10 protein-coding genes, 8 tRNA genes, 3 rRNA genes and 2 pseudogenes are annotated in these 16,698 nt (G+C 35.5%); 21 read left to right on the forward strand and 2 right to left on the reverse strand.

Annotated features, from left to right (window positions below; genetic code table 11):
- Nucleotides 1-103: 103 nt before the first annotated feature.
- The 6 genes from FVE74_RS01110 (at nt 104) to FVE74_RS01135 (ending at nt 5,066) form a co-directional block, all read left to right on the forward strand.
- Nucleotides 104-1,615, forward strand: a 16S ribosomal RNA gene (locus tag FVE74_RS01110).
- 37 nt (nt 1,616-1,652) lie between these two features.
- Nucleotides 1,653-1,729, forward strand: a tRNA-Ile gene (locus FVE74_RS01115).
- Between the two features lie 11 nt (nt 1,730-1,740).
- Nucleotides 1,741-1,816: transfer RNA gene (locus FVE74_RS01120), tRNA-Ala, on the forward strand.
- Nucleotides 1,817-1,895: 79 nt separating this feature from the next.
- Nucleotides 1,896-4,801 (forward strand): 23S ribosomal RNA (locus FVE74_RS01125).
- A gap of 59 nt (nt 4,802-4,860) precedes the next feature.
- Nucleotides 4,861-4,973, forward strand: a 5S ribosomal RNA gene (rrf, locus tag FVE74_RS01130).
- Together the 16S, 23S and 5S rRNA genes with 3 tRNA genes alongside form the textbook arrangement of a ribosomal RNA operon.
- A 16-nt stretch (nt 4,974-4,989) precedes the next feature.
- Nucleotides 4,990-5,066 (forward strand) — tRNA-Asn (locus FVE74_RS01135).
- Between the two features lie 163 nt (nt 5,067-5,229).
- On the opposite strand, the gene FVE74_RS01140 is transcribed toward FVE74_RS01135, so the two are convergent.
- Nucleotides 5,230-5,856 (reverse strand): histidine phosphatase family protein, encoded by a 627-nt coding sequence (locus tag FVE74_RS01140; RefSeq protein ID WP_147002826.1) that lies wholly within the window; start codon nt 5,854-5,856, stop codon nt 5,230-5,232.
- 701 nt (nt 5,857-6,557) lie between these two features.
- On the opposite strand from FVE74_RS01140, the gene FVE74_RS01145 reads away from it, so the two are divergent.
- The 15 genes and pseudogenes from FVE74_RS01145 to FVE74_RS01240 all read left to right on the forward strand — a co-directional run bounded on the left by FVE74_RS01145 (nt 6,558) and on the right by FVE74_RS01240 (nt 15,863).
- Nucleotides 6,558-6,770 (forward strand): precorrin-6A/cobalt-precorrin-6A reductase, encoded by a 213-nt coding sequence (locus FVE74_RS01145; protein ID WP_147002827.1) that lies wholly within the window; start codon nt 6,558-6,560, stop codon nt 6,768-6,770.
- A gap of 651 nt (nt 6,771-7,421) precedes the next feature.
- Nucleotides 7,422-7,835: a precorrin-6A/cobalt-precorrin-6A reductase gene (locus tag FVE74_RS01155; RefSeq protein WP_147002828.1), complete on the forward strand. Its 414-nt coding sequence runs from the start codon at nt 7,422-7,424 to the stop codon at nt 7,833-7,835.
- 542 nt (nt 7,836-8,377) lie between these two features.
- Nucleotides 8,378-8,503 (forward strand): annotated as a pseudogene (locus FVE74_RS01165) (precorrin-6A/cobalt-precorrin-6A reductase); the annotation flags it as partial.
- A gap of 180 nt (nt 8,504-8,683) precedes the next feature.
- Nucleotides 8,684-8,869, forward strand: coding sequence for a hypothetical protein (locus FVE74_RS01175; protein ID WP_147002829.1), 186 nt, complete (start codon nt 8,684-8,686; stop codon nt 8,867-8,869).
- 258 nt (nt 8,870-9,127) lie between these two features.
- A pseudogene (locus FVE74_RS12225) lies at nt 9,128-10,321 on the forward strand (RNA-guided endonuclease InsQ/TnpB family protein).
- Nucleotides 10,322-10,458: 137 nt separating this feature from the next.
- On the forward strand, nt 10,459-11,049 hold the full coding sequence (locus FVE74_RS01185; protein WP_147004540.1) for an IMPACT family protein: 591 nt from the start codon (nt 10,459-10,461) through the stop codon (nt 11,047-11,049).
- A 580-nt stretch (nt 11,050-11,629) separates the two neighbouring features.
- Nucleotides 11,630-11,704, forward strand: a tRNA-Glu gene (locus FVE74_RS01190).
- A gap of 42 nt (nt 11,705-11,746) precedes the next feature.
- A tRNA-Val gene (locus FVE74_RS01195) sits at nt 11,747-11,822 on the forward strand.
- 4 nt (nt 11,823-11,826) lie between these two features.
- A tRNA-Asp gene (locus FVE74_RS01200) sits at nt 11,827-11,903 on the forward strand.
- Between the two features lie 6 nt (nt 11,904-11,909).
- A tRNA-Thr gene (locus tag FVE74_RS01205) sits at nt 11,910-11,985 on the forward strand.
- A 22-nt stretch (nt 11,986-12,007) separates the two neighbouring features.
- Nucleotides 12,008-12,092 (forward strand) — tRNA-Tyr (locus FVE74_RS01210).
- A 68-nt stretch (nt 12,093-12,160) separates the two neighbouring features.
- Entirely contained in the window at nt 12,161-12,520 is a 360-nt protein-coding gene (locus FVE74_RS01215; RefSeq protein WP_147002830.1) for a YbaB/EbfC family nucleoid-associated protein, read from the forward strand.
- 221 nt (nt 12,521-12,741) lie between these two features.
- Nucleotides 12,742-13,278 (forward strand): MFS transporter, encoded by a 537-nt coding sequence (locus FVE74_RS01220; protein WP_232053976.1) that lies wholly within the window; start codon nt 12,742-12,744, stop codon nt 13,276-13,278.
- A gap of 603 nt (nt 13,279-13,881) precedes the next feature.
- Nucleotides 13,882-15,129, forward strand: a complete 1,248-nt coding sequence (locus FVE74_RS01235) for an RNA-guided endonuclease InsQ/TnpB family protein (RefSeq protein WP_147002832.1) — start codon at nt 13,882-13,884, stop codon at nt 15,127-15,129.
- A gap of 107 nt (nt 15,130-15,236) precedes the next feature.
- On the forward strand, nt 15,237-15,863 hold the full coding sequence (locus FVE74_RS01240) for an MFS transporter (protein WP_232053978.1): 627 nt from the start codon (nt 15,237-15,239) through the stop codon (nt 15,861-15,863).
- A gap of 107 nt (nt 15,864-15,970) precedes the next feature.
- Here the strand turns inward: FVE74_RS01240 and FVE74_RS01245 are convergent, their stop codons facing one another.
- Nucleotides 15,971-16,642: a DUF1269 domain-containing protein gene (locus FVE74_RS01245; protein ID WP_232053980.1), complete on the reverse strand. Its 672-nt coding sequence runs from the start codon at nt 16,640-16,642 to the stop codon at nt 15,971-15,973.
- Nucleotides 16,643-16,698: the final 56 nt, after the last annotated feature.

Raw genomic sequence — 16,698 nt, forward strand, 5'->3', positions numbered from 1 at the left:
ATAACATAAAGAAGCAATTAAGTGTATAATCAATAAAGTCAAGTATCTTGAAAAAGATAACGTCAAGACTAATTAGGTGAAATTTAAATATATGTAAATATATTGAATGAAGAGTTTGATCCTGGCTCAGGATGAACGCTGACAGAATGCTTAACACATGCAAGTCTTTGGCGAAGTTGTGCTTGCACAGCCTAGCCAAGGCGGACGGGTGAGTAACGCGTAAGGAACTTGCCCTGCAGTCAGGGATAACAGACGGAAACGACTGATAAGACCTGGTAAAGTCAGGCGGACTCATGTCCAGCCTGATGAAAGGAGATGCTGCAGGAGAGCCTTGCGTCCTATTAGCTTGTTGGTGGGGTAACGGCCCACCAAGGCGATGATAGGTAGCCGGCCTGAGAGGGTGGACGGCCACAAGGGGACTGAGATACGGCCCTTACTCCTACGGGAGGCAGCAGTGGGGAATATTGGACAATGGGGGCAACCCTGATCCAGCAATTCTGTGTGCACGATGAAGGTTTTCGGATTGTAAAGTGCTTTCAGCAGGGAAGAAAAAAATGACGGTACCTGCAGAAGAAGCGACGGCTAAATACGTGCCAGCAGCCGCGGTAATACGTATGTCGCAAGCGTTATCCGGAATTATTGGGCATAAAGGGCATCTAGGCGGCCAGATAAGTCTGGGGTGAAAACTTGCGGCTCAACCGCAAGCCTGCCCTGGAAACTATGTGGCTAGAGTACTGGAGAGGTGGACGGAACTGCACGAGTAGAGGTGAAATTCGTAGATATGTGCAGGAATGCCGATGATGAAGATAGTTCACTGGACGGTAACTGACGCTGAAGTGCGAAAGCTAGGGGAGCAAACAGGATTAGATACCCTGGTAGTCCTAGCTGTAAACGATGATTACTGGGTGTGGGCATGAAGAGTGTCCGTGCCGAAGCTAATGCGATAAGTAATCCGCCTGGGGAGTACGGCCGCAAGGCTGAAACTCAAAGGAATTGACGGGGACCCGCACAAGCGGTGGAGCATGTGGTTTAATTCGACGCAACGCGAGGAACCTTACCAGATCTTGACATCCTGCGAAGGCCTGCGAGAGCAGGCTGTGCCTCCGGGAACGCAGAGACAGGTGGTGCATGGCTGTCGACAGCTCGTGTCGTGAGATGTTGGGTTAAGTCCCGCAACGAGCGCAACCCCTATTGCTAGTTGCCATCATTAGGTTGGGAACTCTAGCAAGACTGCCTGCGAAGAGCAGGAGGAAGGCGGGGATGACGTCAAGTCATCATGCCCCTTATGATCTGGGCTACACACGTGCTACAATGGCCGGTACAGAGAGCCGCAAGGCGGCAACGCCAAGCCAATCTTTAAAGCCGGTCCAAGTTCGGATTGAAGTCTGCAACTCGACTTCATGAAGCTGGAATCGCTAGTAATCGCAGATCAGCAATGCTGCGGTGAATACGTTCTCGGGTCTTGTACACACCGCCCGTCACACCACGAGAGTTGTCTGCACCTGAAGCTGCCGGTCCAACCGCAAGGAGGAAAGCATCTAAGGTGTGGATAGTGATTGGGGTGAAGTCGTAACAAGGTATCCGTACCGGAAGGTGCGGATGGATCACCTCCTTTCTAAGGAGTATAAGCACTGCTTCTTTATATATCTTATGGGCGTGTAGCTCAGGTGGTTAGAGCACTGTGCTGATAACGCAGGGGTCGCTGGTTCGAGTCCAGCCATGCCCACCATAAGAAGTCTTGGGGATATAGCTCAGTTGGGAGAGCGCTGCCCTTGCAAGGCAGAGGTCAGCGGTTCGAACCCGCTTATCTCCACCAATATTATTATTTAGGACAATGGGAAATGAATAGTAGGTAAAAGATTATAACTAAACTAGAGTAAAAAGTTATTCTGGATATAAAAGCTAATAAGGGCACACGGAGGATGCCTAGGCAGCAACAGCCGACGAAGGACGTGATAAGCTGCGATAAGCCGGGAGAAGATGCACATAATCATTGATCCCCGGATTTCCGAATGGGTAAACCTGCATGCCTGGAGGGCATGCGTGAAAACGGCAAGCCTGCGAACTGAAACATCTAAGTAGCAGGAGGAAAAGAAAGTAAAAAACGATTCCCCAAGTAGCGGCGAGCGAACAGGGAAAAGCCTAAACCGTGCCAGTGTCAAGCGGACAGCGTTGCTGGCACGGGGTTGCGGGACTTCCATTAACGGATTGTCATAATGTTTAATCTGCATATGTGTAAGTGGAACCAGTTGGGAAGCTGGACCGAAGAAGGTGAAAGTCCTGTAGAACATAAAGCATATGTGGAGACTGGAAGCACCCGAGTAGCGTCAGGCACGAGGAATCTGGCGTGAATCAGCGTGGACCAAATCACGTAAGGCTAAATACTGTTGTTGACCGATAGTGAAGAGTACCGTGAGGGAAAGGTGAAAAGAACCCTGAGCAAGGGAGTGAAACAGAATTTGAAACCGTGTGCTTACAAACGGTAGGAGCACATTATGTGTGACTGCGTGGATTTTGGTTAATCATCCTGCGAGTTATGGCTGGTGGCAAGGTTAATAGACGGAGCCGAAGGGAAACCAAGTCTTAATAGGGCGTCAAGTCGCCAGTCATAGACGCGAAACCTAGTGATCTAGGCCTGTCCAGGCTGAAGCTGAGGTAAGACTCAGTGGAGGGCCGAACTCACCGCCGTTGAAAAGTTGGGAGATGAGATAGGTCTAGGGGTGAAAAGCCAATCGAACTAGGAGATAGCTCGTTCTCTCCGAAATGCATTTAGGTGCAGCCTTGAACTGAGATATGTGGGGGGTAGAGCTCTGTATGATCTAGGGGGGCGTACTGCTTACCGAAATCAAGCAAACTGCGAATACCATATATTATGTTCAGGAGTGAGTCCGTGGATGACAAGGTCCTCGGACGAGAGGGGAACAGCCCAGACCGCCAGCTAAGGTCCCTAATTATGTCTAAGTGGGAAAGGAGGTGGACATTCATAGACAACCAGGAGGTTGGCTTAGAAGCAGCCATGCCTTGAAAGAGTGCGTAATAGCTCACTGGTCGAGAGTGCCTGCGCCGAAGATGTAACGGGGCTAAGACATAAACCGAAGCTGCGGAAGATACACCGTATCTTGGTAGGAGAGCGTTCTGTAGGCCGTCGAAGGGATGCCGCAAGGCCGTCCTGGAGGTATCAGAAGCGAGAATGCAGGAATGAGTAGCGAGAAGGCGGGCGAGAATCCCGCCGGCCGGAAGTCCAAGGTTTCCAGGGGGAAGGCTTGTCCGCCCTGGGGAAGTCGGGACCTAAGCATAAGCAAAATTGTGATGGCGAATGGAAAACAGGTTAATATTCCTGTACCGCTGTTATCGCTTGAGAGACGGAGTGACGCAGGAAGGTATGCGAGAAGGCTGACGGTTTAGCCTTTCTAAGGGCCCAGCGTGGGCGTGCAGGTAAATCCGCACGCCTAAACGTGAGACCTGACGGGGAAGTGCATTTGCATAAGTCGCAGATCCTACACTGCCAGGAAAAACTTCTATCGATGAGAAGCAGCGCCCGTACTGTAAACCGACACAGGTGGACAGAGTGAGAAACTTAAGGCCGACAGGATAACTCTAGCTAAGGAACTCTGCAAAATAGCCCCGTAACTTCGGGAGAAGGGGTGCCTGACATACCTGAAGGAGAGAAGCGCTCCCAGGGGAAACAGGCCGCAGTGAAGAGTCTCAAGCAACTGTTTACCAAAACACAGGTCTATGCTAAGCTGAAAGGCGACGTATATGGGCTGACACCTGCCCAGTGCCGGAAGGTTAAGAGGAGGAGTGAGAGCTCCGATTTGAAGCCCGGTGAACGGCGGCCGTAACTATAACGGTCCTAAGGTAGCGAAATTCCTTGTCGGGTAAGTTCCGACCTGCACGAATGGTGAAATGATTTGAGAGCTGTCTTGGCTGGAGACCTGGTGAAGTTGTAATGCCGGTGAAGATACCGGCTACCTGCAGTAGGACGGAAAGACCCCGTGGAGCTTTACTGTAGCTTGGCATTGGGTTCTGGCAATGTGTGTATAGGATAGTTGGGAGACTGTGATGTGATGGCGTCAGCCATTGCTGAGTCGCTGTTGGAATACCAACCATATGCTGTCGGAATTCTAATCTGGCAACGGAGACAGTGCTAGGTGGGCAGTTTGACTGGGGCGGTCGCCTCCCAAAGAGTAACGGAGGCGTTCAAAGGTTCCCTCAGGCTGGATGGAAATCAGCCTAAGAGTGCAAACGCATAAGGGAGCTTGACTGCAAGACTGACGGGTCGAGCAGGTACGAAAGTAGGAGTTAGTGATCCGGCGGTTCCGCATGGAAGGACCGTCGCTCAACGGATAAAAAGCTACCCCGGGGATAACAGGCTGATACTTCCCAAGAGTCCATATCGACGGAAGTGTTTGGCACCTCGATGTCGGCTCGTCTCATCCTGGGGCTGGAGAAGGTCCCAAGGGTTGGGCTGTTCGCCCATTAAAGAGGCACGCGAGCTGGGTTCAGAACGTCGTGAGACAGTTCGGTCCCTATCCACTGCAGGCGCCTGAATATTGAAAAGATCTGACCTTAGTACGAGAGGACCGGGTTGGACAGACCTCTGATGTATCAGTTGTCACGCCAGTGGCATGGCTGAGTAGTCACGTCTGGCACGGATAACCGCTGAAAGCATCTAAGCGGGAAGCCGACTTTGAGATGAATATTCGTAGTATCCATAGAGAACATATGGTCGATAGGCTAGGGGTGAAAGTGCAGCAATGCATTCAGCTGACTAGTACTAATATTACGTCTGCTTTTAAGATAATCTTTTACTGCTGCTATTTATTTCTCATTGTCTTAATGGACAGTATGTATATCTAGTTTGGTGATGATAACGACAGGGATACACCCGGAAACATTTCGAACCCGGCAGTTAAGTCTGTTAGTGCCTAAAATACTTGGATTCGTCCTGGGAAGATAGGTAGTTGCCAAACTTTTTTAAATATGTGTGTCTCCGTAGCTCAGCCGGTTAGAGCATCTGACTGTTAATCAGAGGGTCGTTGGTTCGAGTCCAACCGGGGACGCCATTTTTTTATTTGCAGAATTGAATTTATTTTTGTTGTGTCATATTCTCCTTAGCGGAGTTTTTTTTATTTTTTGTAAACAAAAAATATGCCATTCATCTCACGACTAAAGTTACGGATGTTTTGGCATAATTAATAAATAATTATTTTAATTAAATTTTTTAGTTTATAATGCTATGTATTTTTCATTTTCAAAGGTAAATATTTTGTATTGACCGTTACCGATTAATTTTCGTTCATCTAAATCATCAGCTTCTCTATTTTGAATATAGTTAAAAAATAATTCCAGTACAGTTCCATGTGTTACAATTAGGATATTTCCTGATTTTTGTTCTTCTCTAATTTTTTCTAGGCCTTTTAAAAATCGTTCTAATCCATCTTTTAATTCTTCTCCTTTTATATTTTTGGCATTGTAATTTTTTACATCGTAAAAGTAATTATGGGCTTCTTTCGGATATTTAACGAAAGTTTCTTTAAATGTCAGACCTTGCCATTCTCCAAAGTGTATTTCGTTTAATTCAGGTAATTTTTGAAGTTTTAGTTTTTGATCTGAAGTTTTTTCTTGTTCATATTTATTATTTTCTAAGATTATTTCTGCAGTAGCAATTGTTCTTCCCATTTGGCTTGTATAACCTGCTTCAAATTTTACATCTTTAAGTTCCTTGGCAGTTTCTTTTACTTTTTTAATTCCTTCTGGAGTAAGTGGTGAATTTAACTGACCTTGAAATTTTTCCAGTACATTCCATTCTGTTTGTCCGTGTCTGACAATGTATAGTTTTAATTTATTATTCATGTTTTTTATCCTTTCTGTAATTCTTTATATTATAGAACTCAAATTTAATTTGTTCGTTTAATAAAAGATTTGAGTAACTTAATATTTATATCATATCATAAAAATTTTTTCAACTTTTATTTTTTAGATTTTTTACTAAAGTATAATAAGTTTTTTGAAAAAATTTATAATAAATTAATTATTTAAATGAAAAATAATGTTAATACTATTTTTGGTAAGGTGCCAAGATCTCTTATTAGTAATATAGTAAAACTACTTTAAAGTTATGGCTACTTACTCAAAATCTAAATTTATGTAATTTTAGTAGTTTGATTTTAAAGAGGTTCGAGTATAAAATATAATTTTTATTTTTAAACGAGTTTTATCATAAAATCATATTGATAAAAATTAAGATAGTATAAGTTTTGGATTTGCTTAAAAATTAGGTGATGGAGATAAAAATAATTATGATTTTTAATTTTCTTTATATGAAAAAATAATTTATTAATTTTAAGTAATAAATTAAAATTTATGAAATAAATAGCAATAAAAAATAAATAATGTGGTATAATTAGAAAGTGATAAATTGTAATTTTTAAAATTAAGCAGTTTTTTACAATTGAAATATGAAAGGCATAAAATAATGAACAGTTTTTTATATTATTGGTAAAAAAGGGGATAATTGGAGGAATTTAAAATTATAGTTAGGAAAGGGAAATTAGATGATTTGGATAATTGGAGGAACAAAGGATTCTAGAATTATTTTAGATGAGGTTATGAAAGCCAGGGAAGATGACATTGTTGTGAGTACGGCTACTGAATATGGCGGGAAATTACTTGAGGATGTGGCTGAAAATAAACGGATACATATAATTTCAGAAAGATTGGGTGTATTACAAATTGAAAATTTAATTTTGGAAAAAAATATTGATTAAAATTATGGCTGGAAATTTAAGAAAGGCGATATAGTCAGCATATATAGAAATATGTATGCATAGGCAGTTTTAAAACTGTCTAATACTGCTTGAATTGCTGGAAAACCCTAAAGCCAATTTGACTACAACATAATATCTTTTTTTGAACAAAATTTAGATATAAGTGTGAATGTTGCGAAAGCGGAAAAAATAAATTGGATGGCATAAAGATATAAAGTTTATCGTGGTTAAAGCCTAAGTGCTAAAATTAAATAGAATAATGGGCAATCAGCAGCTAAGACTGAAAAGTAAAGTTCAACGACTATCCCTTTAGGGAGTACACCAAAGCTGGTGGAAGCGGGCAGACCCGAGCAGGTGAGGCTGTGGGATAAGATATAGTCTGTGCTTAATAGAGATATTAAGAAGTTCAGAAATATTGCAATTTATTAATATAAGAAACTGATTTTAGTAATATGTAGTGAACTCTATTTAAAATTAAACTGCTAAAAATCATATAAATTTAGGGTTTGAGTAAAATAGTCATAACTTTGAGTTCAGTTTTAAAGCAGTTTTACTATAATTACAGTATTTGAGAGAACTGCATAGGAAGTAGCGAGCCTATGTGAACGATAACTTCTAAAAATAAAATAAGTTTTAGAAGTTCAGTTAATTATTGATGCAAGTCATCCGTATGCACAAAATATTAGTAATATTGTCATTTCAATGGTAAGTTATTTAAATGAGCGGAATATTGCGGAGAAAAAGATAAAATATGTAAGATTTGAAAGAAAAATATTGGATTATGGAACTGAAAATGTATTTCAGTTTAAAAGTTTGAAGGAGCTAATTGCATTTTTGAATAAATTTGAAAATAAAAATATATTGAGTACATTGGGATCAAATTCCTTAGTAGAGTTAAGAGGTATAGAAGAAAAGAATAATTTATTTATTAGGATACTGCCTACAACGGTTTCTATACAAAATGCAGAAAAACTTGGATATTTGCCTAAAAATATAATTGCTATGCAAGGACCTTTTTCTAAAGAAATGAATGTTGCAATATTGGAAAATTACAAAATTGATTAAAACTACAACTGTAAAGCATATAATTGAAACTAAAAATTGCAAATTAGTTTGTAAAGTATAGTCAGCATATATAGAAATATGTATGCATAGGCGGTTTTAAAACTGCCTAATACTGCTTGAATTGCTGGAAAACCCTAAAGCTGGTTTAACGACAACATAATGTCTTGTTTAGGATAAAATAAATGTGAAGATATAAGTGTGATCGTTGCGAAAGCGGAAAAAATAAACCAGATGGCATAAAAAATAAAAATGGTTAAAACCTAAGTGCTAAAAGAAAATTTATCTTAAAAACAATGGGCAATCAGCAGCCAAGACCGCAAGGTAAGGTTCAACGACTATCCCTTTAAGGGAGTACACCAAAGCTGGTGGAAGCGGGCAGGCCCAAACAGGTAAAGCTGTGGGATAAGATATAGTCTGTGCTTAATAGAAATATTAAGAAGTTCAAAAATATCTTAAAAAATATAAGATGTTAATAGAACTGCATAAGAAGCAGCGAACTTGTGTGAACATAAACTCTTTAAAAAAATAAGAGATTTCAGTATCTTATTACAAAGGAAAGTGGAGAAACAGGTGGAGAACTTCAAAAAGTTCAAGCATGTCAGGAATGTGGAGTTGGTATTTTAACAATAAAACGTCCAGTATTGGATTATGGAACAATTTTTTATTAAATAGTGCAAAAATACTTGCGACTTTAGTCGTGAGACATGTACTCGTAGGGTATGAATTGCACGAAAATTTTAGTAAGCATATAGGGAAACTTGTATGTAGACACGGAGCAAAACCGTGCAACAAAGAAACTGAACTACTGGGAACTCTTAAAGCTAGTATAACCACAACATAATACCTAAGTGAGAATACGGTATAGGTGTGAAGGTGGCGAAAGCAGAAAAAATATACTAGATGGTGTAAGGTTAAATCCTAAACATTATGATAATAGACAATCAGCAGCTAAGCCTGAAAAGGAAAGTTCAACGACTATCCCTCGTGAGGGGAGTACAATACAAGCGATTGGTATTGGAAGTGGTTTCGCCTAAGTCTTTGAAATAGGATATGGATAAGATATAGTCTGTGCTTGTTAGAGATAACAAGAAGTTCAAGGCTAATCTCCTTAATTTATTAAGGAGTGTATATGCCATGAGAACTGCATAAGTAGTAGCGTACTTATGTGAACGACGCTTCCCACTGTTGTGGGGTTTTAAAAACTTTAAAAATATTTAAAAAATATTACTTTTTAATAGATAAAATGTAGAATATACGGGATAATATCTCTGATGAAAAGGAGGTGATTATATATGTATTTAACATTAAAACAACAGGTAAAACATCTTAGTAAAAAAGAGTTTAGGAATTTAAAATATTTGTGCCATATAGCATGAAGCTGTATATAATATTAGACAGTATTATTTTAATAAGAAAAAGTATTTAAGTTATAATGAAAACTATAAAAAATTAAATTCTAATATGGCTCAACAAATTCTAAAAGAAGCAGATGGAAGTTTCAAATCATTTTTTGGGCTTTTAAAACTTGCTAAGAATGGTCAATATAATTTTAAAGATATAAAATTACCTAAATATCTTGCTAAAGATGGATTTACAACTCTTGTTATAGGTTTTGTAAGATTAAAAGATGATATTCTGATAGTTCCTTATTCAAATTCATTTAAGAAAACTCATCAGGAAGTTAAAATTAAGCTGCCACCAGTATTAAAAGGCAAGAAGATAAAAGAGATTAGAATAATACCAAAACAACATTCTAGGTACTTTGAAATTCAATATACTTATGAAGTAGAGGAAGTTCAAAGGGAATTAAATAAAGAAAATGCACTAGGAATTGATTTAGGTATAAACAATCTTTGCACTTGTGTTACAAATACTGGAGCATCATTCATAATAGATGGCAGAAAATTAAAATCAATAAATCAATATTATAATAAGATAAATGCAAAATTACAAAGTATAAAAGATAAGCAAAAGATTAAGCGGACAACATTAAGACAAAAGCGAATAGCTAGAAAGAGAAATAATCGCATAAATGATTATCTTTCAAAAGCAGCAAGAATAATTATAAATTATTGTCTTAATAATGATATAGGAAAACTAGTTCTAGGATGTAACGAAGATTTTCAAAGAAATTTATAAATAATCAAAACTTTGTAAATATACCATATGGAAAATTAAGAGATAAATTAATATATCTATGTAAACTATATGGAATAGAATTTAAACTACAAGAAGAAAGTTATACATCAAAAGCAAGTTTCTTTGATGGAGATGAAATTCCAATATATGATAAAGAAAATCAAAAAGAATATAAATTCAGTGGAAAAAGAATAAAAAGAGGACTATATCAAACAAGTAAAGGCTATCAATTAAATGCAGATTGTAACGGAGCATTAAACATATTAAGGAAAAGTAAAGTTGTGGATTTAAGCGTCCTATACAATAGAGGTGAGCTGAACACGCCTAAAAGAATAAGGGTAGTGTAAAGCTATCAAACTTCTTAGAAAATTTTTGAATATTTTTAAAGATTTTGGAACCCTGCGATTTTAGTCGTGGGAGGTTCAGACGATTAAAGAATTAATTGAATATGTAGTGAAATCATAAAATGAAAGGAGAATTAGGCTTGAAGAGTGTACAAAAGGAAACGGTAATTGAATTTGAAGAAAAGAAATCTAAATTTATTGGATACATTAAACCAGTTTCAACAGTGGTTGAAGCAGAAAAATTTATCGATTCAATAAAAAAAATGCATCCGACAGCAACTCATAATGTCCCGCTTTACAGAGTTATAGAAAGTGGACAGGAGTACTTTAAATACAATGATGATGGCGAACCTGGCAATACAGCTGGAAAGCCTATGGCGGAAATACTGAAAATTTTGGATATTTATAATGTTGCATTAGTTGCTACAAGATATTTTGGCGGCATAAAACTTGGAGCTGGTGGACTTATAAGAAATTATGCTAAAACTGCAAAATTGGCTGTTAATGAAGCCGGAATTGTGGAATATGTAGAAAGATCTATTTTTATTTTGGACTATGATTATGAAAATACTTCTGAAATAGAAGCATTTTTAAGTGGAAATAGCCAAAAATTTGGGGTAGAAATATTAGAGAAAAACTATTCAAATAGAGTAACAATGAAAATATTGGCAAATGATGAAATTGAATCTGAACTAAATAGATTGCAGAAAATTATTGTAATAAAAATGTAGAAAAATTTGGGTGTATTGTCAAATCATGCATAACAAAAAAGTAAAAATAATGTAAAAAATATTTTTTAAGAGGCTGTCTCATAATTCAAAAATAATTTTACTAACATAAATATTAATATATTTTAAAAATCAATAGATATTATTTTTATTGATTCTATAAATATGGTAAAATATATAAAATTTATGATTTAGGAATTTTATTTATTTTATGAAACAGCCCTATTTTTTTTCTTATTACTGTGTTGTCAAAATAATATTCATTCTGATGAATAACAGTCCAATATTTTCTTATATCCTCTATTTAATGCATTCTATATCCTTGATACTTTTTTCTTTATTTTATTCATGCTGTAAAAATTTTCGTATTAAACCATTTATATTCTCATTTGTTAAGAAATTTTGGTATATCATTTACTATGTTTTTTTTTATATATTTTTTTGTTGTGATTGATTATCCAATACGCCTTTAAAAAAAAATCAAAAAAAATTTTAAAAAAGTAGTTGACAAATAGATTTAAATATGATATTATATTTCTTGTCTGTGAGTGGTAAAAAAATAAACAGATAAAAGAATAATTGTGCGGCCTTCGTCTAGTGGTTAGGACTCCAGGTTTTCATCCTGGCAACAGGGGTTCGATCCCCCTAGGCCGTACCAAAATTAAAACTGAATATAAAATATTAAATGGTGATTATTTATGGTCGCATAGCTCAGTTGGGAGAGCACCTGCCTTACAAGCAGGGGGTCATTGGTTCGAGCCCAATTGTGACCACCATTATGGAGGTGTAGCTCAGCTGGTTAGAGTGCTTGCCTGTCACGCAAGATGTCGCGAGTTCGAGTCTCGTCACTTCCGCCATTTAGTGCCGCTTTAGCTCATCTGGTAGAGCAACTGACTTGTAATCAGTAGGTGGTTGGTTCGAGTCCGACAAGCGGCACCACTATTTAAATTTAGAATGTTGTGGAGAGGTTCCCGAGTGGCCAAAGGGATCAGACTGTAAATCTGCCGGCTCAGCCTTCGAAGGTTCGAATCCTTCTCTCTCCACCATTTTTTTTTATAAAGATAAAAATTGTTATAAATATATAAATCATAATTCGTAGGAGGAATTATTAGCTATGGTTAGAAAAATAAAAGGAGCTGGAAATAAATCAGGTGGAAGCCAACAGGATATAATTAAACAAGCTCAAGTAATGCAACAGGAAATGTTAAAGATCCAAGAGGGATTAAAGGATAAATTTGTAGAAAGTTCTGTAGCTGGTGGTGGAATCACTATTAAAGCTAATGGTCAAAAAAAATTAGTTGATTTATCAATTTCTTTGGATGTTTTAAAAGATGCAATTGAAGAAAATGATTCAACAATTGTTTCAGATTTAATTATAAATGCAGTGAACGAAATCATGGATAAAGCTGAAGAAATGGCTGAAAAGGAAATGGAAGTAGTTACTGGTGGAGTAAATATTCCAGGATTATTTTAAGAAATAAAATTTTAAATAAATATTTTTATTAAAACCAGAGTAGTGTCTGGTTTTTTATTTTTTCATAATTAATTTTAAAAAAGTATTTGATACTAAGCCCCATTTAAAAATAGAAGTTATATTCTAACAAGAGATACTGAATCTTTAAAAAAAGTTTATAATCAGTTCGGTGTTTAAATGGGAAATAGTATGAGATGTAAAAAAGAAAGGAGATGGAACAAATGAAAAAAAATATAAATAGAATGATAATAATGATGTTTTTATGTATGGTTGTATATAATTTAGGACATCCAGGAACACCTGACCTGATTCAGATGAGAGGCTGGAAAAAGAGTATTTCCGGAGAGTTTTTAGCATTTATGAGTACAGCAATGTTTATTTCTTCGCCTTATCTGGGAGCATTGGCAGATAGATTTGGAATGAAGAGGATTTTTGTGCTTATGCCGTTTTTTTATGGGATTGCCCAGCTTGTTTTTGGATTTGTTACAAGTCTTCCTATTATATTTTTAGCTCGAATAGTTGCAGGATTTGTTTCGGGAGGAACTTTTGCAGTAGCTTTTGGATATGTCAGTCAGTTATCTGAAAAGGAGGAGAAGGCAAAAAATATAGCTAAAATCAGTTCAGCAATTGTAATTGGAGGGGCGATTGGGAAAAAAATCGGAGGAATTGTGGCAACTGCTGATCCTAGGTATTCTTTTGGGCTGCAGTTTATTTGTGGGGGCATTTTATCGCTTTTTATTTTGGTATTTATTAAATAGTGCAAGAATACTCGCAACTTTAGTCGTGAGATAAATTGCACGAAAATTTTAGTAAGCATATAGGGAAACTTGTATGTAGACACGGAGCAAAACCGTGCAACGAAGAAACTGAATTGCTGGGAACTCTTAAAGCTAGTATAACCACAACATAATACCTTCGTTCAAATATGGTATAAGTGTGAAGGTAGCGAAAGCAGAAAAAATATACTAGATGGTGCAAGGTTAAATCCTAAACATTATGATAATAGACAATCAGCAGCTAATCCTGAAAAGGAAAGTTCAACGACTATCCCTCGTGAGGGGAGTACAATACAAGCGATTGGTATTGGAAGTGGTTTCGCCTAAGGTGTTGAGATACACTATGGATAAGATATAGTCTGTGCTTGTTAGAGATAACAAGAAGTTCAAGGCTAATCTCCTTAATTTATTAAGGAGTATATATGCCATGAGAACTGCATAAGTAGTAGCGAACTTATGTGAACGACGCTTCCCACTGTTGTGGGGTTTTAAAAACTTTAAAAATATTTAAAAAATATTACTTTTTAATAGATAAAATGTAGAATATACGGTATAATATCTCTGATGAAAAGGAGGTGATTATATATGTATTTAACATTAAAACAACAAGTAAAACATCTTAGTAAAAAGGAGTTTAGGAATTTAAAATATTTATCTCATATAGCCAAGAACTTAACTAATGAAGCTATATATAATGTTAGACAACACTATTTTCAAAATAAAAAGTATTTAAGTTATAACGAAAACTATAAAATGCTTAAAAATAGTGAAAATTACAAGAAATTAAATTCTAATATGGCTCAACAAATTCTAAAAGAAGTAGACGGAAGTTTTAAATCATTTTTTGGACTTTTAAAACTTGCTAAAAACGGTCAATATGATAATAAAAAAATAAAATTACCTAAATATTTTGCTAAAGATGGTTTTACAACTCTTGTTATAGGTTTTGTAAGATTAAAAGATGATATGCTGATAGTTCCTTATTCAAATTCGTTTAAGAAAACTCATCAGGAAGTTAAAATTAAGCTACCACCAGTATTAAAAGGCAAGAAAATAAAAGAGATTAGAATAATACCAAAACAACATTCTAGGTACTTTGAAATTCAATACATTTATGAGGTAGAAGAAGTTCAAAGGGAATTAAATGAAAACAATGCACTAGGAATTGATTTAGGTATAGATAATCTTTGTACTTGTGTAACTAATAATGGAGCATCATTCATAATAGATGGTAGAAAATTAAAATCAATAAATCAATACTATAACAAGACAAATGCAAAATTGCAAAGCATTAAAGATAAGCAAAAGATAGAGCATATAACATTAAGGCAAAAGAGAATAGCTAGAAAGAGAAATAATCGTATAGAAGATTATCTTTCAAAAGTAGCAAGAATAATTGTAAATTATTGTCTTAATAATGATATAGGAAAACTAGTTCTAGGATATAATGAAGATTTTCAAAGAAATTCAAATATAGGAAGTATAAATAATCAAAACTTTGTAAACATACCATATGGAAAATTAAGAGATAAATTAATATATCTATGTAAACTATATGGAATAGAATTTAAACTGCAAGAAGAGAGTTATACATCAAAAGCAAGTTTCTTTGATGGAGATATAATTTCAGTATACGATAAAGAAAATCCGCAAGAATATATATTCAGTGGAAAAAGAATAAAAAGAGGACTATATCAAACAAGTGCAGGTAAACTCATAAATGCGGATTGTAATGGAGCATTAAATATTTTAGGGAAAAGTAAAGTTGTGGACTTAAGTGTCCTATACAATAGAGGTGAGCTGAACACACCTAAAAGAATAAGGGTAGTGTAAAGCTATCAAACTTCTTAGAAAATTTTTGAATATTTTTAAAGATTTTAGAACCCTGTGACTTTAGTCGTGGGAGGTTCAGGAGAGAAATTGTAAAAGAACCAGTAAATATGTCAAACATTAAAGATAATAAGAGTTTAAATCCGTTTTCGACTTTTAGATATATAAAGGAACTTGATGGATTTTCAAAATTTTTCTGTCTTATAATTTTTTTATCTGGAATTGGGATTTATTCTTATGCGAGCGCGTTAAATTATTTTTTTAAATTTTACGAAAAGGTTTCGGCAGATACAATCGGAACTTTTGTAATGTGTTCATCACTTTTGGCATTTTTAGGGACGGCATTTTTTCTAGAAAAGTTATTAAAGAGATTTAAAGAAAAAATTATTCATAAAGTTATGATTTTTACTGGTATAATATTGATGTCATTTATATTTTTTAGAGTAAAGTCAGGAACGACGCCATATTTTATAATGGCTGCTTATACAATGACCTATGAAATAGTACGTTCTCTTGGAAATACGATTATTGCTAGAAGATATGTTGAAAATCAAGGTAAAATTCTAGGAGTAGTGTCTGCAGCAGATTCGCTTGGAAATGCTGTTGGTTCTTTTTTATCTGGGCATTTACTGGCATTTAATCCATTTTTGCCATTTATTGCGAATATTGGAATAATGGCTGTTGTACTAATTTTAATCAAAAATTTTAGTCGTGTTTTTTTGATAAATTCTGATTGATTAAGTAGTTTTAAAAAAGAGGAAATAAAATCTCTTTCATTAGGTAACGGATTTATTATAAAAAGGGGCCTTGACCCCTTGCCATAAAATAAACCAAAATATATTTTCTATTTTTTAAATTTATTTTTTAAATCTAATACAAATTTTGTTAAATCTTCAGTAAATGCTTCTGCATTAACCTTTACTTTTTCTGAAAAATTATCTAAATTGTCTTTTATTTCTTTAGATTTATTTTCAAATTTTTCCTTTAGTTCTTTATATTCAATATCTGTTCTTAATTTTCTTTCATATTCTTCCGCCAATTCCAAATCTTTTCTTACAATTTTTGCATCTTTTCTTAAAATAGTTTCTGTTTCATATTTATTCAAAAAGTTATCAAGTTCAGAAGTGTTTGATTCAGATGTTAGCAAAATTAAGGCATAATGGTCATTTACCAAATATTTTGACACATCTTCAAATATACCAACTACTTTTTTATCAGCCTTTTCACCATGGCTTCCGCCTATTAAAGCTCCGATAGTTCCTCCAAAAATAACACCTAATGGTCCTCCAATAATTCCGATGAAGCTTCCAAGCAGACCACCGTTTAAAAATCCAATATTCCCATTTTTATTTACTTCAAATCCATCTTTAAAGGATAATTTATCACTTTCTTTTTTTACAACAGCCGCCTGTGTAATTATATAATTTTCCCCAACATATTTTTCTTTTATATCCGCCAATGCTTCAAATGCGCTTAACTGATTCTTAAATGTCGCAAGTAATACATTATTTTCCATAATTATCGATCCTTTCATATCTTGTTTTTATACATTTTACTCCTTTTAAAATAGTT

The organism is Leptotrichia wadei (genome assembly GCF_007990445.1).
GTDB classification, from domain to species: Bacteria; Fusobacteriota; Fusobacteriia; order Fusobacteriales; family Leptotrichiaceae; genus Leptotrichia; species Leptotrichia wadei_A.